At 68.0% G+C, this 18,726-nt stretch carries 20 protein-coding genes; 10 read left to right on the plus strand and 10 right to left on the minus strand.

Annotation, left to right across the window (positions count from 1 at the left end; translation table 11 throughout):
* Window positions 1-211 precede the first annotated feature (211 nt).
* Together ACWAUG_RS03030 and ACWAUG_RS03035 are read right to left on the minus strand one after the other, a co-directional pair.
* The gene (locus ACWAUG_RS03030; protein ID WP_460801161.1) at window positions 212-1,015 is read right to left on the minus strand and encodes an IclR family transcriptional regulator; all 804 of its coding nucleotides are present in this window, start codon (window positions 1,013-1,015) and stop codon (window positions 212-214) included.
* Between the two features lie 5 nt (window positions 1,016-1,020).
* Window positions 1,021-2,064, minus strand: coding sequence for a 4-hydroxy-3-methylbut-2-enyl diphosphate reductase (locus ACWAUG_RS03035; protein WP_460801329.1), 1,044 nt, complete (start codon window positions 2,062-2,064; stop codon window positions 1,021-1,023).
* A 102-nt stretch (window positions 2,065-2,166) separates the two neighbouring features.
* Between ACWAUG_RS03035 and xseA the strand changes: the two genes are divergently transcribed.
* The 5 genes from xseA to ACWAUG_RS03060 are packed head-to-tail and all read left to right on the plus strand — an operon-like array spanning window position 2,167 to window position 6,421.
* On the plus strand, window positions 2,167-3,453 hold the full coding sequence (gene xseA / locus ACWAUG_RS03040; protein WP_460801162.1) for an exodeoxyribonuclease VII large subunit: 1,287 nt from the start codon (window positions 2,167-2,169) through the stop codon (window positions 3,451-3,453).
* Window positions 3,454-3,493: 40 nt separating this feature from the next.
* Complete coding sequence (locus ACWAUG_RS03045; protein WP_298037212.1) at window positions 3,494-3,721, plus strand: exodeoxyribonuclease VII small subunit; 228 nt, start codon at window positions 3,494-3,496, stop codon at window positions 3,719-3,721.
* Window positions 3,718-4,359: a DUF4245 family protein gene (locus tag ACWAUG_RS03050; protein WP_298037209.1), complete on the plus strand. Its 642-nt coding sequence runs from the start codon at window positions 3,718-3,720 to the stop codon at window positions 4,357-4,359. Before ACWAUG_RS03045 ends, ACWAUG_RS03050 begins: the two co-directional genes overlap by 4 nt.
* Entirely contained in the window at window positions 4,356-5,030 is a 675-nt protein-coding gene (locus tag ACWAUG_RS03055; protein WP_298037206.1) for a carbonic anhydrase, read from the plus strand. The genes ACWAUG_RS03050 and ACWAUG_RS03055 overlap by 4 nt, the downstream gene beginning before the upstream one ends.
* Window positions 5,027-6,421 carry a class II fumarate hydratase gene (locus tag ACWAUG_RS03060; RefSeq protein ID WP_298037203.1) on the plus strand — a complete coding sequence of 465 codons (1,395 nt, stop codon included), beginning with the start codon at window positions 5,027-5,029 and terminating at the stop codon, window positions 6,419-6,421. The genes ACWAUG_RS03055 and ACWAUG_RS03060 overlap by 4 nt, the downstream gene beginning before the upstream one ends.
* Window positions 6,422-6,635: 214 nt before the next feature.
* Here ACWAUG_RS03060 and ACWAUG_RS03065 read toward each other — a convergent pair whose 3' ends face one another.
* The 4 genes from ACWAUG_RS03065 to ACWAUG_RS03080 all read right to left on the minus strand — a co-directional run bounded on the left by ACWAUG_RS03065 (window position 6,636) and on the right by ACWAUG_RS03080 (window position 10,681).
* Window positions 6,636-7,061 carry an ASCH domain-containing protein gene (locus ACWAUG_RS03065; protein WP_298037200.1) on the minus strand — a complete coding sequence of 142 codons (426 nt, stop codon included), beginning with the start codon at window positions 7,059-7,061 and terminating at the stop codon, window positions 6,636-6,638.
* 137 nt (window positions 7,062-7,198) lie between these two features.
* Window positions 7,199-8,560, minus strand: coding sequence for a PhoH family protein (locus tag ACWAUG_RS03070; protein ID WP_460801166.1), 1,362 nt, complete (start codon window positions 8,558-8,560; stop codon window positions 7,199-7,201).
* A 177-nt stretch (window positions 8,561-8,737) separates the two neighbouring features.
* Window positions 8,738-9,856, minus strand: a complete 1,119-nt coding sequence (locus ACWAUG_RS03075) for an aminotransferase class V-fold PLP-dependent enzyme (RefSeq protein ID WP_460801168.1) — start codon at window positions 9,854-9,856, stop codon at window positions 8,738-8,740.
* A 42-nt stretch (window positions 9,857-9,898) separates the two neighbouring features.
* Complete coding sequence (locus ACWAUG_RS03080) at window positions 9,899-10,681, minus strand: isoprenyl transferase (RefSeq protein ID WP_298037192.1); 783 nt, start codon at window positions 10,679-10,681, stop codon at window positions 9,899-9,901.
* A 130-nt stretch (window positions 10,682-10,811) separates the two neighbouring features.
* Between ACWAUG_RS03080 and trhA the strand changes: the two genes are divergently transcribed.
* The gene (gene trhA / locus ACWAUG_RS03085) at window positions 10,812-11,516 is read left to right on the plus strand and encodes a PAQR family membrane homeostasis protein TrhA (RefSeq protein ID WP_460801331.1); all 705 of its coding nucleotides are present in this window, start codon (window positions 10,812-10,814) and stop codon (window positions 11,514-11,516) included.
* A gap of 106 nt (window positions 11,517-11,622) precedes the next feature.
* Window positions 11,623-12,096, plus strand: a complete 474-nt coding sequence (locus ACWAUG_RS03090) for an S-ribosylhomocysteine lyase (RefSeq protein ID WP_298037189.1) — start codon at window positions 11,623-11,625, stop codon at window positions 12,094-12,096.
* A gap of 31 nt (window positions 12,097-12,127) precedes the next feature.
* On the opposite strand, the gene ACWAUG_RS03095 is transcribed toward ACWAUG_RS03090, so the two are convergent.
* Complete coding sequence (locus ACWAUG_RS03095) at window positions 12,128-12,418, minus strand: hypothetical protein (RefSeq protein ID WP_298037186.1); 291 nt, start codon at window positions 12,416-12,418, stop codon at window positions 12,128-12,130.
* Window positions 12,419-12,486: 68 nt separating this feature from the next.
* On the opposite strand from ACWAUG_RS03095, the gene ACWAUG_RS03100 reads away from it, so the two are divergent.
* Window positions 12,487-12,873: a DUF4307 domain-containing protein gene (locus ACWAUG_RS03100; RefSeq protein ID WP_460801171.1), complete on the plus strand. Its 387-nt coding sequence runs from the start codon at window positions 12,487-12,489 to the stop codon at window positions 12,871-12,873.
* A 95-nt stretch (window positions 12,874-12,968) separates the two neighbouring features.
* Window positions 12,969-13,457, plus strand: coding sequence for a transcription elongation factor GreA (greA, locus tag ACWAUG_RS03105; protein WP_298037183.1), 489 nt, complete (start codon window positions 12,969-12,971; stop codon window positions 13,455-13,457).
* Window position 13,458: 1 nt separating this feature from the next.
* Here greA and ACWAUG_RS03110 read toward each other — a convergent pair whose 3' ends face one another.
* Window positions 13,459-14,292, minus strand: coding sequence for a helix-turn-helix transcriptional regulator (locus ACWAUG_RS03110; RefSeq protein WP_298037180.1), 834 nt, complete (start codon window positions 14,290-14,292; stop codon window positions 13,459-13,461).
* 84 nt (window positions 14,293-14,376) lie between these two features.
* Here ACWAUG_RS03110 and ilvD point away from each other — a divergent pair, with 84 nt between their 5' ends.
* Window positions 14,377-16,239 carry a dihydroxy-acid dehydratase gene (gene ilvD / locus ACWAUG_RS03115; RefSeq protein ID WP_298037178.1) on the plus strand — a complete coding sequence of 621 codons (1,863 nt, stop codon included), beginning with the start codon at window positions 14,377-14,379 and terminating at the stop codon, window positions 16,237-16,239.
* A gap of 64 nt (window positions 16,240-16,303) precedes the next feature.
* Here the strand turns inward: ilvD and ilvA are convergent, their stop codons facing one another.
* Both ilvA and ACWAUG_RS03125 read right to left on the minus strand, forming a co-directional pair.
* The gene (gene ilvA / locus ACWAUG_RS03120) at window positions 16,304-17,533 is read right to left on the minus strand and encodes a threonine ammonia-lyase (protein WP_460801173.1); all 1,230 of its coding nucleotides are present in this window, start codon (window positions 17,531-17,533) and stop codon (window positions 16,304-16,306) included.
* Window positions 17,530-18,723, minus strand: a complete 1,194-nt coding sequence (locus ACWAUG_RS03125) for an AI-2E family transporter (protein WP_298037175.1) — start codon at window positions 18,721-18,723, stop codon at window positions 17,530-17,532. Before ACWAUG_RS03125 ends, ilvA begins: the two co-directional genes overlap by 4 nt.
* Window positions 18,724-18,726 lie beyond the last annotated feature (3 nt).

The following is an 18,726-nucleotide window of genomic DNA, read 5'->3' on the forward strand; positions in this document are numbered from 1 at the left end:
ATGCTAACCGGCTCCGCTTTGAGCAGGCCGGAAAGAGCGGCGGCCCCTGAGAAGTGGGGACTCCTCCGGGGCCGCTGGCTACGAACGCTGGGGACGTTCTCGCCGAGATGAGTAAGCGCTGGGGACGCTTCCCTCACCTTCGGCACCGCAATACAGGCGCCGATACCCAACACCTTAGACAACCGTCCAGAAGAATGCGAGGGGTACTTCTTCAGATAGTGAACTCGTCGCCGACGGCGACACCGGCGGCCCCGGAATCGAGCGCATCGGCCCCGAGCTGGAGCGAGAGATTCCGGGCCGTGCGCTGCAATCTCCGCACAAGAGCGCGATCGACCACGGCCTGCTCCGCGGGAAGGGAGATCGCCAGCGAGGCCGTCACACCCGGAGCGATGACCGGCACCGCGAGACACGTGCTTCCGATCGAGTACTCCTCGTCGTCGACCACCCAGCCCGGCGACTGCTGCAGCTGCGTCAGCAGCGTGGCACGGTCGCTGATCGTCTTCGGGGTCAGCTCCTCCAGACGATGCCGCGATAGATAATCGAGCCGCTCCGACTCCCCGAGACCGGCGAGGATCTGCTTGCCCAGGGCCGTCGCATGCGCGCTCGAGTGCAAGCCCACCCACAGCTCCACACGGGGTTTGTGCGTGCCATCGACGATGTCGACGAGATGCACCTCGCCATCATCGAAGCGCGATAGGTACGCGGTCGCCCCGACCTCATCCGTCACCTCGCGCAATGCCGCCCGGACGCGTGCGAGGAAGACTCCGCGCGAATCGATCTGCTCCTGAAACGACGGAAAGCGGTCCCCGAGCACGATCCCATCCGGCTCCACCGAGAGATAGCCCTCATGGACGAGGGTCCGCAACAGGTTGTACGTGGTCCCCGCGGTGAGGCCGGTAGCGGCGGCGAGCGCCTTCGCCGGCAAGGGGCGCGGCGCATTCGCGACGATGTCGACCAGACGCAGAGCACGCTGCACGGATCCGATCAGCGTCGGCTCCGACTCCTGGGCGGCCACGACGATCAGGCTTGTCGGGTGCTGCGCCCGCCGAGCGCGCGATCATCGCGCGCTCCCGAAGCATTCTGCCTGAGCTCCTTCGGCAATGAGAACATCAGATCCTCCTCGGCGGTGCGGACTTCTTCCACGTCACCGTACCCAGCGGTTCCGAGCGTCTCGAGGACCTCTTGCACGAGCACTTCCGGCACGGAAGCCCCGCTCGTCACTCCCACGGTGGCGACGCCGTCGAGCCATTCCTGCTTGATCTCATCGGCGTAATCGATACGGTACGCGGCTTTCGCCCCGTACTCCAGGGCCACTTCCACGAGCCGCACGCTATTGGAGGAATTCGCGGACCCGACGACGATCACCAGATCGGCTCCGACCGCAACCTTCTTGATCGCGACCTGACGGTTCTGCGTCGCGTAGCAGATGTCATCCGACGGCGGGTTCTGCAGATCCGGGAATCGCAGTCGCAGACGTTCGACCGTCTCCATCGTCTCGTCGACCGACAGCGTCGTCTGCGACAGCCAGACCACCTTCGAGGGGTCCTTCACCTCGACGGTGTCGGCATCAGCGGGCGAGTTCACGATCGTGACCGCGTGCGGGGCCTCCCCCGCCGTGCCCTCGACCTCTTCGTGCCCCTCGTGACCGATGAGGAGGATCTCGTAGTCGTCACGGGCGAAGCGCACGGCCTCGCGGTGCACCTTGGTCACCAGCGGGCAGGTCGCATCGATCGCCTGCAGGCGCCGATCGGCCGCGGCCTCGACGACGGCCGGCGAGACGCCGTGCGCGCTGAAGACCACGTGAGCGCCTTCCGGCACCTCGTCGACCTCATCGACGAAGATCGCCCCCTGAGCCTCGAGCTCGGTCACCACGTGAATGTTGTGCACGATCTGCTTGCGCACGTACACAGGAGCCCCGTACCGCTCGAGCGCCTTCTCGACGGCGACGACGGCGCGGTCGACCCCGGCGCAGTACCCGCGCGGAGCGGCGAGCAGGATCCGCTTGCTCCCGTCGACCGGGATATCCTGAAGAAGCGCCGTGCGCGATCGTGGGATGCGCGGAATGGGCAGATGAACGGTGGCCTGGGTCACGGCTCGATCCTAGCCGTGACCACCCGGGAAAGCTCCGGGCCGGTCCCCGCGGGAACCGGCGGAGAAGAGGACGAGATGACACTGTTCGAAGCATCGCCCGCGGCCGGCGAGACGCCGCCTCCGGATGCCGTCGCCCCGAGGGATTCGACGGCGGATGCTCCGACCTCTGTCGCACGGTTGAACACGACCATCCGTGACTTCATCGCCCGGTGGAACATCGTCTGGGTCGAGGGCGAGATCACCTCGTGGAACGTGCGCGGCGGAAACGTCTTCGGCAGGCTCAAAGACACCCAGTCCGATGCGCAGATCTCGATCCGTGTGTGGTCGAGCGTGCGCGGGCGGATCCCCGCCGACCTCGCCGTGGGCGCTCACGTCGTGGCCGCCGTCAAGTCGGACTACTTCGTCAAGGCCGGCGATTTCAGCTTCACCGTCTCCGCCATGAAGCACGTCGGGCTCGGCGATCAGCTCGAGCGGCTCGAACGCCTGCGCGCACAGCTCCGCGGCGAGGGCCTCTTCGATGCCTCTCGCAAGAAGCCCCTCCCCTTCCTCCCCAACACGATCGGCCTCATCACGGGTGAGCGCTCGGATGCCGAGAAGGATGTGCACCGCAACGCCGAACTTCGCTGGCCGCAGGTGCGCTTCCGCACCGAGTACGCGGCGGTGCAAGGGGAACGGTGCGTTCCCGAGACGCTCGCAGCACTCGCACGGCTGGATGCCGACCCCGAAGTCGATGTCATCGTGATCGCCCGCGGCGGCGGCGACCCGCAGACGCTGCTGGGATTCAGCGACGAGCGGCTCGTACGAGCCGTGGCCGCGGCATCCACCCCGATCGTCTCGGCGATCGGGCATGAGAACGACCGACCGCTCCTGGACGACGTGGCCGACCTGCGCGCTTCGACACCCACCGATGCGGCGAAGCGCGTCGTCCCCGACGTCGGCGAGCAACGCGCTCTCATCGCCCAGCTGCGGTCGCGGGCGACGACCCGGCTGACCCAGCGCATCTCGCACGACATCGCGCAGCTCGAGCAGCTGCGCACGCGCCCCGTGCTGCGCACCCCCGATCCCATCATCGACACGCGTTCCCAAGAGGTCTGGCTGCTGCTCTCCCGCGGTCGCGACACGATCTCCCGCCACATCGACGGAGCCGAGCGACGCACCGTCGAGCTCCGCGCCTCCCTGCGGGCGCTCTCACCGGCGGCGACCCTCGCCCGCGGCTACGCCATCGCGCACCTCGACGGAGGGTCGATCCTGCGCGACGCCGCAGACGCGCCGGCCGGAACAACCATGACCATCACACTCGAGAACGGTTCCGTCGCCGCGCGATCCGAGGGCGCGGCGCAGTCGCCGTCGACGCCCGCGTGAGCCGGTCCGGCGCCCGAGCGTCGAAGCGTAGGATGGAGGGGTGACCGCGCCCAACGACTCCCCCGTCGAGACTCTGTCATTCGAAGCCGCCCGTGACGAGCTCGTCCGCGTCGTCGCCGAGCTCGAGCAGGGGGCACCGACGCTCGAGCATTCGCTGGCCCTGTGGGAGCGCGGCGAGGCCCTCGCGGCCCGCTGCGAGGAGTGGCTCGTCGGAGCCAAGCGCCGCCTCGAACAGGCCCGCGCAGCATCCGAGGAAGACGAAGCATGAGCAAGAAGCCCGCGATCGTCGCCGAGCTGGGCCGCCCTGAGACTCCGGAGGAGACCTCTGCGCGCAAGGCGGAGTTCAGCAAGACCTACCGCGCCAGCCAGACGTTCCGCAACCTCATCGCCGCGCTGATCATCACGGTCGCGGTCGTCGCGGTCGTGATCTTCGCGGTTCCCCGCGGCGAGCCCGTCGCCGAGCCGTCGATCGATGTGGCCGCCATCGCCGCAGATGTCGAGACCGCGATGCAGAGCCCGGCGATCGTTCCGGAGACCGGTGATTTCTGGCGCGTCAACGCTGCCGAGCTGCAGGGCGGATCGACCACGGTCTGGAACGTCACCCTGGCACCGGCATCCCAGGAGGAGCGCGGATTCATCCGAATCGCCCAGGCCTTCGGCACCGATTCGTCCTGGGCGCCGCAGATGCTCAGCGGCACCGCCGCGACCGACACGACGCGCATCGGCGGCCTCGAGTGGGACGTCTACACGCTCAAGGGCACCACCGACGACAACGTCAGCTACGCAATCGGCACCCAGGCGGGTGACGACTACATCCTCCTCTACGGTTCACGCTCTGCGGAGTCGACGGCCGAGCTCGCCGAAACTCTTGTTCCGCAGATCGAAGCCCTCAAGGAGGCCTCATGACCGCTCTGACCCCGACTGCCGCCTGGCAGGAGATGCTCGAGGGGAACCAGCGGTTCGTCTCGGGTGACCCCCGTCACCCGAACCAGGACGTCGGCCGCCGTCACGACCTCGCCAGCGAGCAGAACCCGATGGCGACGCTGTTCGGTTGCTCCGACTCGCGCCTGGCCGCCGAGATCATCTTCGACAAGGGCCTGGGCGACCTGTTCGTCGTCCGCAACGCCGGACAGGTCCTCGGCGAATCGATCGTCGCGAGCCTCGAGTACGCCGTCGGCATCCTGAACGTCCCGCTCATCGTCGTGCTCGCCCACGACTCCTGCGGAGCCGTCGGCGCCGCGATCGCCGGCACCCCGATCGACGCCGAACCGCTTCCGGCCAACATCTGGAAGCTCATCGCCCCCATCGTCCCCGCAGCCCGCAAGGTGCTCGCTGCCAGCGGCGGCGGCTCGGTGACCGACATCGACGCCGAGCAGGTCGGCGCCGAGCACCTGCGCAACACCGTGCGCGACCTGCTGCAGTCCTCCGAGATGATCGCCAGCGCGGTCGAAGAGGGACGCCTGGGCATCGTGGGCGCGAACTACCGTCTTTCCGAGGGCACGGCCGTGCCCGTCATCACTGTTGGAATCGACACGGGGATCGAAGGCGTCCCCGCCACCCAGGAGGGATCGAAGTGACCGAAATCGAGTACCGCATCGAGCACGACACCATGGGCGAGGTGCGCGTTCCCGCAAACGCGCTCTACGGTGCGCAGACCCAGCGCGCCGTCGAGAACTTCCCGATCTCGGGCTCCGGCCTCGAGTCGACCCAGATCGCCGCGCTCGCACGCATCAAGAAGGCCGCGGCCCTCGCGAACAAGGAGCTCGGCACGCTCGACGCCGCCATCGCCGACGCGATCGCCCAGGCCGCCGACCAGGTCGCCTCCGGCATCCACGACGGCGAGTTCCCCGTCGACACGTACCAGACCGGCTCTGGCACGTCCTCGAACATGAACATGAACGAGGTCCTGGCGACGCTCGCGACCCGCATCCTCGGTGCGACCGTTCACCCGAACGACCACGTCAACGCCTCGCAGTCGTCGAACGACGTGTTCCCGACCTCGGTGCACATCGCCGTCACGCAGGCGCTCATCGACACCCTCATCCCCGCGCTCGACCACCTCGCCGTGGCGCTCGAGGCCAAGGCCGAGCTGTGGAAGGACGCCGTCAAGTCGGGTCGCACCCACCTCATGGACGCCACCCCCGTCACCCTCGGCCAGGAGTTCGGCGGCTACGCCCGCCAGATCCGCCTCGGCATCGAGCGCGTGCAGTCGGCCCTCCCCCGCGTCGCCGAGGTTCCGCTGGGCGGCACCGCCACCGGCACCGGCATCAACACCCCGCTCGGCTTCCCGCAGAAGGTCATCGCGCTGCTCGCCGCCGAGACCGAGCTGCCGATCACCGAGGCGAAGGACCACTTCGAGGCACAGGCCAACCGTGACGGCCTCGTCGAGGCATCCGGCGCCCTGCGCACCATCGCCGTCTCGCTGACGAAGATCAACAACGACCTGCGCTGGATGGGCTCGGGCCCGAACACGGGTCTCGGCGAGCTGCACATCCCCGACCTGCAGCCCGGCTCCTCGATCATGCCCGGCAAGGTCAACCCGGTCGTCCCCGAGGCTGTTCTCATGGTGTGCGCCCGCGTCATCGGCAACGATGCGACGGTCGCCTGGGCCGGAGCATCCGGATCCTTCGAGCTCAACGTCGCGATCCCCGTCATGGGCACGGCCCTCCTCGAATCGATCCGCCTGATCGCGAACGCCTCGCGCGTGCTCGCCGACAAGACCGTCGACGGCCTCGAGGCCAACCTCGAGCGCGCCGCGGCCTTCGCCGGCATGAGCCCGTCGATCGTGACCCCGCTGAACAAGGTCATCGGCTACGAGGCCGCGGCGAAGATCGCCAAGCACGCGGTCGCCGAGGGCATCACCGTGCGTGACGCCGTCATCGCCCTGGGCTACGTCGAGCGCGGTGAGATCACGATCGAGCTGCTCGACGAGAAGCTCGACCTGCTCTCGATGACCCACCCGGGTTGATCCCGACAGTCTGATCCGGATGCCGCGAGGACCTGTTCCTCGCGGCATCCGTGTTTCCAGGGGTGTATCGGCACGCTTGCGATGTTGCGCCCTGCGGAGGTTGTTGCGCACAGCGGACGTTTCCGCGGAAAGGGTCCGTCAGGTGCGACAAAGCCCGGCGCGTGCAACGGGCCGGACCTCGCCGGTGGATGCTGCGCCCCGACCGTCTCAGAACTCAGAGGCCGAGCGGCAGCGCGCGGAAGGTCACCAGCACTGCCCGCGTCTCGTCGTCCACCGTGAAATCCGGGTCGCCCATCGCCGCACGGAACTCGTCCCCGTGCCAGAACTGCTCGTGTCCGCTTCGCCACTCCGCGACCGACGTGAACCCTTCGCCCTCGGCGATCGCGTGCGCGAGATCGACATCGGCGACGCGCACCTCCCGAACCTCGGTGATCTCCTCGATGCACACGGGTGCGTCATTCGAGTCGATGACGACTGCCCGGTCGCCGACCGCCGGAAGCGGTTCGCCCTCGAGCTCGTACTGCACGACCAACGAGGTCGTCGACGTCTTCTCGCCGCTCAGGATCGCCGCGACGAGCTGGTCGCGCAGCGGGCCCGGGAATGCGTACTCCGAGACGGGAAGTTCTGAGGATTCCGGCATCCGTCCAGCTTATTCCGGCCCGTCTCCTGTTGCGCGCATCGGAGGTTGTTGCGCGCAGCGGAGCTTTTCCCAAGAAAAGTCCGCCACGCGCAACAGCGTCCGCCAGGTGCAACGAGCGCGCCGCGGTGGCAACCCGCTCAGCTGAGTTCGCCGCCCTCCAACAGCTCCGTCACCAGCGCCGCGATCGCGGAGCGCTCCGAACGGGTCAGCGTCACGTGCCCGAACAGATCGTGCCCCTTGAGCGTCTCGATCACGCTCGCGATGCCGTCATGGCGCCCCACCCGCAGGTTGTCCCGCTGCCCGACATCGTGGGTGAGCACAACACGGGAGTTCTGTCCCATCCGGCTGAGCACCGTCAGCAGCACGTTGCGCTCCAGCGACTGCGCCTCATCGACGATCACGAAGGCATCGTGCAGGGAGCGTCCGCGGATGTGCGTCAGCGGGAGCACTTCGAGGATGCCGCGCTCCACGACCTCCTCCATGACGTTGCCCGACACGACCGAGCCGAGCGTATCGAAGACCGCCTGCCCCCAGGGCCCCATCTTCTCCCCCTGGTCGCCGGGCAGATATCCGAGTTCCTGCCCGCCGACGGCGAAGAGAGGACGGAAGACGATGATCTTCTTCTGCTGCCGGCGCTCGAGCACGGCTTCCAGCCCCGCGCACAGCGCCAGTGCCGACTTGCCGGTGCCGGCGCGTCCGCCGAGCGAGACGATTCCCACATCCGCATCGAGCAGGAGATCGATCGCGATGCGCTGCTCCGCCGAGCGTCCGTGCATGCCGAACAGTTCCCGGTCTCCGCGCACGAGGCGATACTCCCCGTCCCCGATGATGCGACCGAGGGCCGACCCCCGCTCGGATTGGACGATGAGCCCGGTGTTGACGGGCAGTCCGCGGGCCTGCTCGCTGATTCCGACTTCGCTCTCGTAGAGGTCGCTCATCTCGTCGCCGGAGAGGTCGAGGGTGGCGAGCCCCGTCCATCCGGAATCGACCGCCTGTTCGGCGAGGTACTCCTCGGCGTGGAGGCCCAGGGATGCCGCCTTGACGCGCATCGGCAGGTCTTTCGAGACGATCGTGACCTGTTGGCCGTCATCGGCGAGCTGCATGCCGACCAAGAGGATGCGCGAGTCGTTGTCGCCGAGTCGGATCCCGCTGGGCAGCGCCTGCCCGTCCGTGTTGCTCAGTTCGACGCGCAGGGTCCCGCCCTCGCCGATCGGCACGGGGTAGTCGAGTCGTCCGTGCTCGATGCGCAACTCGTCGAGGTGGCGCAGCGCCTGCCGCGCGAAGTAGCCGATCTCCGGGTCGTTGCGCTTGCTCTCGAGCTCGGTGATCACGATGACGGGCAGGACGATGGAGTGCTCGGCGAAGCGGAAGAACGCCTGCGGATCACTGAGCAGCACGGATGTGTCGAGCACATACGTGCGGAGGTCGTGCTCGGGCCTGCCGCTGGAGGCTCGGCGCGAGGCCTGACGGGTGGACTGCTGTGCTGTGCGTGTGGTCACGACCCACTCCCGACCCGGGGTGATTCCCGGCTATGCCACGAGTCGACCTGGGGCCACGAGTCGCGTACCTTCTGGCCGACTCGATCGGGCGCGGTGCCCGATGCCTCGAAGGTACGACCGGCATGTCGCCATGCCGGCATCGACACGCAGAACGGGAGGTGTCGCGCGGATGAACGTTCAGGCGTTCATCGAGATGAAGGTGCGGATTCCTTCGTCGAGCATGCGTAGGGTCTCGTCGCTCGTTCCGGCGTGCGCCGACAGCCGGATGCTGTTTCCCCGCGGCGTCGCGACGACGCCGGCGTTGGTGAGCACGGCGGCGAGTGCGCCGGGGGCGTGCGGGGTGAGCGTGACGATTCCGGCACGTCGGTGCTCATCGCGCGGTGTCTGCACGGGGATGCCGTGGCGGTCGACGATCTCGAGAATGCGGTCGACGCGTTCGCTGATGCGTTTCTCGATGATCGCAGGGCCGACGTCGCGCACATCGCGCAATCCGACGGCCAGGCGGGCGACGGCGAGCTGGTCGGGGTGGTTGACCGCGTAGGCTCGGGCGGATGCCGCGGGGGCGGGGATGTCGTCGAGGGGCATTCCGCCCTCGACTCCGACGAATCCGGAGAGAACGGGCTCGATGCGCTCCCGGGCGAGCGGCGAGAACGATGCGAAGCCCGTTCCGCGCGCGGACCGCAACCACCCGTATCCGTTTCCGACCACGACATCGGCGATGCTGAGATCGTCGTCGACGATCCCGAATGATTGAACTGCGTCGACGATGAGGAGCCGGTCCGAGCCGATGACCTCGCGCAGAGCCGCGAGGTCGGCGCGGTAGCCCGTGCGGAAGTCGACGTGACTGACGACGAGGGCGCGCACGTCGTCGTCGAGGGCCTCCGCGACCGCATCGGGAGTCACGAACGAGTCGGCCGGCGAGATCCACCGCGCCTGCAGGGCATCGCCCGAGAACCGAGCCGCGCGCTCGAGTGTGACCGTGATGGCAGGCACCTCGGCACTCGAAGCCATGACCGTGCCGGCGAGGCCGTAGAGGGCATGCTGAAGGCCGTGCGTGGCGGAGGGTTGCAGGGTGACGAGGGCGGGGTCGATGCCGATCAGTTCGGCGACGAGATCGCGTGCCTCGTCGAAGCGCTCGGAGACGAGGGCATTGGACGAGGCCCGTCCGCTGCCGAGGAGATCAGCATCGGCGAAGACTTCGGCGCGCACGGTCGGCGAGATGGGGCCGAAGCCGGCCCAGTCGAGGTACCCGGGGTCGCCGTCGAAGCCCGCGAGGTAGTCATCGATAGTGGTCACCCCACGAGTCTCCCACGCCAAGCCCGCGCAGACACGGTGGATTCAGCGGCCGAACCGGCGATCCCGGTCGGCGAAGTCGCGGATCGCCCGCAGGAAGTCGACCTCACGCAGGTCTGGACCGAGCGCTTCGACGAAATAGAACTCGCTGTGCGCGCTCTGCCAGAGGAGGAAGTCGCTGAGGCGCTGCTCACCGCTGGTGCGGATCACGAGGTCGGGATCGGGCTGGCCGCCGGTGTAGAGGTGCTCGCCGATCATCTCGGGGGTCAGCTGCTCGGCGAGGTCCTCGAACGAGCCGCCGGAGGCATGGTGCTCGGCGAGGATCGAGCGGACCGCATCGACGATCTCGTTGCGTCCGCCGTAGCCGACCGCAAGATTGACGTGCAGCCCGGTGTTGTGCTCGGTGCGCTTCTCCGCATCGGAGAGAACGCGCGCGAGCTCTGCGGGGAGGATGTCGGAGCGTCCCACGTGCTTGACGCGCCATCCGCTCTGTTGCGACAGAGCCTCGGCGAGCTCGGCGATGATCTCGATGAGGTCGGCGATCTCCTTCGAGTCGCGCTTGCGCAGATTGTCGCTGGAGAGGAGGTAGAGGGAGACGACGCGCACGCCGATCTCATCGCACCAGCCGAGGAACTCGCGCATCTTCGCGGCTCCGGCCCGGTGACCGTCGGAAACGGAATCGAAGCCCAGCTGACGCGCCCAGCGGCGGTTGCCATCGATCATCATGGCGATGTGGTGCGGAACGGCCGAGGGGTCCAGCTGTCGCCGCAGGCGGTTGCCATACAACCGATACAGCAGGCCCCGGCCTTCGCTCACACGCGCATTCACGTGCCTACGCTACCGCGCCGAGCCTCGTACACCGTGTGAGCCCGCTCAGCATGCTGAAGATGTACATCAAACGGAATGAGCCGACACCTAGAGTGAGCACGTGAGCACTCCCGACCACGAAGCGACGCCTCTGCCCCAGCTGCCTCTGATCGACGCCGCACAGGATGACGCGATCGCCGAGGTGAAACCGAGCTGGCGCGGCTGGCTCCACGCGGGCACCTTCCCCGTGGCGATCGCCGCCGGAATCGTGCTGATCGTGCTCGCCGAGGGAACTCCGGCCAAGTGGGCTGCGGCCGTGTTCATGGCCAGCTCGCTGCTGCTGTTCGGCAACTCCGCTCTGTACCACCGCATCAACTGGGGCCCGAAGACCAAGATGGTCCTCAAGCGCATCGATCATGCGAACATCCTGCTGCTGATCGCCGGCACTTACACACCGCTCGCGGTGAACGCGCTCGTTCCCGAGAAGGGGATGCTGCTGCTCATCCTGGTGTGGAGCGGGGCCGCGCTCGGCATCCTGTTCCGCGTCTTCTGGATCGATGCGCCCCGTTGGCTGTACGTCGCTCTTTATCTGGTCCTCGGCTGGGCTGCGGTGATGTACATGGCAGATCTCCTGCAGGCGAACGTCACGATGATGGTGCTCGTGTGCGTCGGGGGTCTGCTCTACACCGGTGGCGCGATCGTCTACGCGCTGAAGAAGCCGAACCCCTGGCCCGGCCACTTCGGATTCCATGAGATCTTCCATCTGTGCACCGTGCTGGCGTTCCTCTGCCACTGGACCGCGTGCCTGCTCATCTCGCTGGCCCCGCACTCCCCCTCGCTCGGTCTTCCGGGCTGACGCCCGCGCCTCGCGCGGTAACAGGATGTGTCGTTCGCCCGTGCGGGCGGCTAAGTTCGCAGTGCACCCGATGCACGCGAATCCCATGACGAGGAGAGTTTGACCCATGGCCGAAGTCGAGAGCTTCACGCTCGATCACACCGCTGTCCACGCACCCTATGTGCGCCTCATCTCCGTCGAGCGCGGACCGCGCGGCGATACGATCTCCAACTTCGATGTGCGGTTCGTGCAGCCGAACGCCGGCGAGATCCCGACTTCGGGCCTGCACACGATCGAGCACACCCTCGCCGCGGTGCTGCGCGATCACCTCGACGGCGTCATCGACATCTCGCCGTTCGGCTGCCGCACCGGCTTCCACCTGATCACCTGGGGCGAGCCGACGGTCGCCGAGGTCGTCACGGCGATCCGCGCCGGCCTGCAGTTCATCGCCGAGAAGGCCGATTGGGACGACGTTCCCGGAGTCTCGGCCGTGGAGTGCGGCAACTACCGCGATCACAGCCTGCACAGCGCCAAGGAGTGGTCGCGCCACATCCTCGAACAGGGGATCAGCCTCGACGCGTTCTCCCGCGTAGGAGTCTGACGGCCGCCCCACCGAGGACGGTCCGCCGGGGTCAGCGGGTCGGATCGTCCTCTTCGGGGTCCGTCATCGTGGTCTCGACGGGAGCGGACGCCGCGTCATCCGCTTCTTCGCTCTGCGTCGCAGCGAGCTCGGCATCCAGCTCCTCGCGGATCTCCTCGCGGTAGCGCACCCGGCGCACGCGGCGGTTCATGTCCCAGATGAGCAGGACCACGGCGATCACGACGATCACGATCGCGGCGAACCCGATGGGCCCCGGCGTCACGGAGTCGGGGTCGACCGACGGCGTCGGAATGGGAATCTCTGTTCCGAACAGCACGAGCATGTGTCCGCCTTTCCTGCCCAGGTCGCATAACCTGGTAGTACCAGCCTAACGACCGGAAGACCCAGCACGTGACGACAGCACTCGAGCTCGACGAGCGATACGGCCGCGGCCGACGTCGAAAGGCTACCTGGATCATCGGCGGCATAATCGCCGTGCTCGCCGTCATCGCCGCGGGATGGATGACGGTGGCCCAGTCGATGAACTCGGTCGACGCGGACGATCTCGGGTTCGAGGTCGTCGATGCGCACAGCACGACCGTGCGATTCCAGCTGACCGCCACGAATCAGAAGGACGTCGTCTGCGCCGTCGAGGCGCTGGATGTCGAGTTCGGCGTCGTCGGCTGGAAGATCGTCGAGATCCCGGCGGATGCGGCCCACACGCGGTCCTTCACCGTCACCGTCCCGACGGTCGCGGAGGCCACGACAGGTTTGGTGAACGCCTGCTGGGTCGCATAGAATCCTCGTGAATACCGACGCCCTGGCCTTCTGCCGGGGCGTCTTGGCATATCCCACCGCCCTGACGGGCGACCGCACATACTAAGGAGCACGCTGTGTCTGCAGACGCTCAGACTTCATTCCTCACGCAGGAAGCCTACGACCGGCTCGTCGCCGAGCACGAGCACCTCTCGACCATCGGCCGCGACGAGATCGCCAAGCGCATCGAGGCGGCCCGCGAGGAGGGCGACCTCAAGGAGAACGGCGGCTACCACGCGGCGAAGGACGAGCAGGGCAAGCAGGAGGCGCGCATCCGCACGCTCGAGCTGCTCCTGAAGAACGCGAAGGTCGGCGAAGCGCCGGCCAGCCGTGGAATCGTCGAGCCGGGCACGGTCGTCACCGCCGTCGTCGCCGGTGGGGAGGAGATCTTCCTCCTCGGCAGCCGGGAGATCGCCGGCGGCACCGATCTCGATGTGTACAGCGAGGCGAGCCCCCTGGGCATCGCCATCCTCGGCCTCAAGGTCGGCGAGAAGACCTCCTATGAGGCGCCGAACGGCAAGATGATCGCCGTCGAGGTCACGAACGTCGAGACCTTCGCGGGCTGATTCAGCGACGCTTCACGAGGGCCCGGTCCTGCTTCGGCGGCCGGGCCCTCGTCGTCGGCACGTACATGACGATGTGCAGATCAGGGGCGTCCGAGGGCACGAGCCGGTGGTGCTCGAACTCGAGCAGCCCCGCGTCACGGTGACGGAAGTTCCGGATGCGCGAGGTGAAGCGCTCCACCGTGAGCTCGGCCCACTGCAGCAGGAAGTCCTCGCTCTCCGCACGAAGCCGTTCGACGACCGCCCGGTGCCGCGGAGATGACAGCCGCACCCCCGACTCGGCGCGGAACTCCGCGAGGAACCTTCTGCTGTCGCGCTCCCAGTCCGGCAGCATCTCGCGCAGCTGCGGGTCGGTATAGACGAGCGAGAGCAGGTTGCGCGCTTCTTCGTCGAGGTCGGCGATGCGCGGGTAGAGCCATTCGTAGCCGGAGTTCCAGCCGACGATCGACCAGTCGGTGCCGACGATGAACGCCGGGAAGTCGAAGGCGTCGACCATGCGCTGCAGGTGCACGGGCAGCACCTCGGCGCGCTCGGGGTCCGGCTCCTTCCCCTGTTCCGCCAGCGCCGAGATGTACTCCCCTTCGGCGGCGGTGAGATCCAGCACCCGGCAGACCGCGGCGAGCACCTGCCGGGAGACGTTGATGTCGCGCCCCTGCTCGAGCCAGGTGTACCAGCTGCTGCTGACGCCCGACAGCGCCGCGACCTCCTCGCGGCTCAGGCCGGTATCGCTGCGCCGCGATGTGAGCGGCAGTCCGACTGCCGTGCGGCTCATCGCTCTGCGGCGCGCTGCGAGGAACTCGCCGAGTTGCTCCCGGCGCGGGGTTCGAGGACGGATCACCCTTCGATAGTACTGCCAGTACCAGTACTAACGGCATGCGCTCCACGGCTGCCCGGCGGGTGAAAAGTGTGGCTCAATGGAATCATGCCCACCCCTCTTCGCTCACGCACTGTCACCCACGGCCGCAATATGGCGGGCGCCCGCGCACTGCTGCGCGCCGCCGGTGTTCCCGGCGGCGACCTCGGCCGCAAGCCCATCATCGCCGTCGCCAACTCCTTCACCGAGTTCGTCCCCGGCCACACCCACCTCGCCCCGGTGGGTCGGATCGTCTCGGACGCCATCACCGAAGCCGGCGGCATCCCCCGCGAGTTCAACACGATCGCCGTCGACGACGGCATCGCCATGGGTCACGGCGGGATGCTCTACTCGCTCCCCTCGCGCGACCTCATCGCCGACTCGGTCGAGTACATGGTCAACGCGCACTGCGCCGACGCCCTCGTCTGCATCTCGAACTGCGACAAGATCACCCCGGGGATGCTCCTCGCAGCGCTGCGCTTGAACATCCCGACCGTCTTCGTCTCCGGCGGCCCGATGGAGTCCGGACGCGCGACCCTCGTCGACGGCTCCATCCGCACCCTCGACCTCGTCGATGCGATGAGCGAGGCCGTGAACCCGAACATCTCCGATGAGGACATCACCCGCATCGAGGAGGCCGCGTGCCCCACCTGCGGCTCCTGCTCGGGAATGTTCACCGCCAACTCGATGAACTGCCTCACCGAGGCCATCGGCCTTTCCCTGCCGGGCAACGGCTCCGTGCTCGCCACCCACACGGCCCGCCGCGCCCTCTACGAGAAGGCCGGTTCGCTCGTCGTCGACATCACCCGCCGCTTCTACGACGAAGACGACGCCTCGGTCCTGCCGCTGAACATCGCCACCCCGGCCGCCTTCGGCAACGCCATGGCCCTCGACATCGCGATGGGCGGGTCTACGAACACGATCCTGCATCTGCTGGCCGCCGCCGTCGAGGCCGGCGTCGACTTCGGGCTCGACGAGATCGACGAGGTCTCGCGCCGAGTGCCCTGCTTGGCGAAGGTCGCCCCGAACATCGCCGGCGACAAGACCTACTACATGGAGGACGTGCACCGCGCCGGCGGCATACCCGCACTGCTGGGCGAGCTGCGCCGCGGCGGTCTGCTCGATGACCAGGTGCACACGATCCACGCATCGACCCTCGGAGAGTGGCTCGACGAGTGGGACATCCGCGGGGGCAAGGCCTCCGACGAGGCGCAGGCCCTGTGGCACGCCGCCCCCGGCGGCGTGCGATCCTCGAAGGCGTTCTCGCAGTCGAACGTCTGGGAGGACCTCGACGTGGATGCTGCAGGCGGTTGCATCCGCGATGTCGAGCACGCCTATTCGAAGGATGGCGGCCTCGCGGTTCTGCGTGGAAATGTCGCCGTCGACGGCGCCGTGGTGAAGACCGCCGGCGTCGACGAGTCGATCTGGACGTTCTCCGGTCCCGCGGTCGTGTGCGAGTCGCAGGATGAGGCCGTCGAGAAGATCCTCAGCAAGAAGGTCGTGGAGGGCGACGTCGTCGTCATCCGCTACGAGGGCCCCAAGGGCGGCCCCGGCATGCAGGAGATGCTCTACCCGACCTCGTACCTGAAGGGTCTGGGCCTGGGCAAGAAGTGCGCCCTCATCACCGACGGCCGCTTCTCCGGCGGCACGTCTGGACTGTCGATCGGCCATGTCTCCCCCGAAGCTGCGGCCGGAGGGCTCATCGCGCTCGTCGAGGACGGCGACATCATCTCGATCGACATCCCCACCCGCGCGATCTCCCTCGACGTCCCCGCTGAGGAGCTCGAGCGCCGTCGCGCCGACCTCGAGGCGAACGGCGGATACCGCCCGAAGAACCGGGTGCGCCCCGTGACGGCGGCGCTGCGCGCCTACGCCGCTTTCGCGCAGTCGGCGGACAAGGGCGCGATCCGCATCGTTCCCGAGATCGTCTGATCAGACGCGGAATGCGCCGGCGCCCCTCGGGGTGCCGGCGCATTCTGCATTGCGGGGATACGTGTCAGTCGGGGACGACGATCGGGTCGAAGCCCGCGCGCCGCAGCGTGTCGAGGGTGAGATCGGTGTGCTCGGCGCCGCGCGTCTCGATCGACATCTGGAGGATCACCTCGCTGATCTGCAGGCCCTGGCCGTGGCGAGTGTGCATGACCTCCATGACGTTCGCGCCGGCTTCGGAGACGAGCTCCGACACGCGCGCGAGCTGACCGGGACGATCGGGCAGCGGGATGCGAATGGTCAGGTAACGGCCGGATGCCGCAAGCCCGTGCGAGACGACGCGCTGCATGAGCAGCGGGTCGATGTTGCCGCCGGAGAGCACGCAGAGCGTCTTGCCGGTGTCCTCGACCTTGCCCGCGAGGATCGCCGCGACGCTCACGGCGCCGGCCGGCTCGACGACGACGCGCGACTGCTCCAGGAGCACGAGGAGCGCACGGGCGATGTCATCGTCCGTCACCGTGATGACATCGTCGACGAGGTCCTGGATGATCTCGAAGGGCACGCCGCCGGGCTGGGCGACGAGGATGCCGTCGGCGATCGTCGGCTTCGTGACGATCTCGACCGGCTCACCCGCTGCCAGAGAAGGCGTCATGGCCGCGGCGTTCTCGGCCTGCACGCCGATCACGCGGATCGTGCGCCCGGCGGCTGCGGCCTTTGCCTTGGCTGCCGCCGCGACACCGGCGATGAGCCCGCCGCCGCCGATGCCGACGAGGATCGTGTCGACGTCGGGCACGTCCTCGAGCAGCTCGAGTCCGAGCGTTCCCTGGCCGACGACGACATCGCGATGATCGAAGGGGTGGATCATGACCGCGCCGGTGCGTTCGGCGAATTCGGCTGCGAGGCGCAGCGAGGTCGCGACGGTCTCGCCCTCGAGCACGACCTCCGCGCCGTAGCCCCGGGTGGCGAGCAGCTTGGGAACCGGCACGCCCAGCGGCATGAAGATCGTCGCGGGGATGCCGAGGGCCTGCGCTGCGAGCGCGACGCCCTGGGCGTGGTTGCCGGCGGATGCGGCGACGACGCCGCGCGAGCGCTCCTCGTCGGTCAGCTTCGAGAGCCGGTGCGCGGCGCCGCGGATCTTGAACGAACCGGTGCGCTGCAGGTTCTCCATCTTGAGGATCACGGGGGATCCGATGATGTCGGACAGCGCCACCGCCGGGAGGGCCGGCGTGCGCGATATCACCCGTTCCAGCCCCCGTGCGGCTTCTTCGAACTCTGCCAGTTCAGGGACTGCACTCATGTATTCCTCCGTCGCCGCTCGCGCGGCACTGTACTCCAGATGAGATCACCCGACGGTTTGCCGCCGGTCTTCCACGAACCGCTGCTCAGCGTGACGGCCACCACGTTCACGAATGCCGCGAGCGGCACGGCGAACAGGGCACCGGGAATGCCGGCGATCATCGATCCGCCGGCGACCACGAGCACGACGGCCAGCGGATGGACTTTGACCGCCGAGCCCATCAGCAGCGGCTGCAGGATGTGGCCCTCGACCTGCTGCACGCCGATCACGACGGCCAGCATCCACAGCGCGTTCCACGGGTCGTTGTAGACGAGGGCGAGCAGCACGGCCAGCGCACCGGTCACGACGGCTCCGACGATCGGCACGAACGCGCCGAGGAAGACGAGCACGGCGATCGGGATCGGCAGCGGTACGCCGAGCAGGAACGCGCCCAGGCCGATGCCGATCGAGTCGATCGTGGCGACCAGCAGCTGCGTCTTGGCGTAGTTGACGACCGTGCGCCAGCCGGTGCGCGCCGAGGCGTCGACGGCGGGGCGTGCCGCGCGCGGGAACATGCGCGTCGTCCAGCGCCAGATGCCGGCACCGTCGGTGAGCAGGCAGATGAGGATGAACAGGGTCAGCACTGCGCCCACGGCGACATGGCCGAACGTCGTGCCGAGCGCGAGCGCGCCCGACCACAGCAGCTGCGCCTGCTCCTGGATGAGCGCGAAGCCCTGATCGATGTAGTTCTGGATCTGCGCATCCGTGAGATGCAGGGGCCCCTCAGTGAGGTAGGTGCGGAACTCGTTCACGGCGATGACCGTTCGCGCCTGCACCTCGGGCCATTCACGGGCGACCTGCCAGATGACGAGCCACATGAGGCCCCCGACGATCGCCACGGTTCCGAGCATCGAGACGACGATGGCGATCCAGCGCGGCACGCGGTGCCGCAGCATCCAGGAGAAGGCAGGCCAGAGCAGGGCCGTGATGAGGATGCCCACGAGCAGGGGGATCACGAGGAGCTTCAGCGTGATCACGACCCACACGATCACTCCGGCCGCGGCGGCGATCAACAGCAGCCGCCACGCGTACCCCGCCGTGACGCGCAGAGCGAGGGGGACGGCATGGTCGGCCTCGGTCGAGACGGTGCGGTCGGTCGGCATGCGACCCCACAGGAGATCGCGCTTTCGGGGGCGCTGCTCTTCCGTCATGTG

Source organism: Microbacterium sp. GXF6406 (assembly GCF_054798215.1).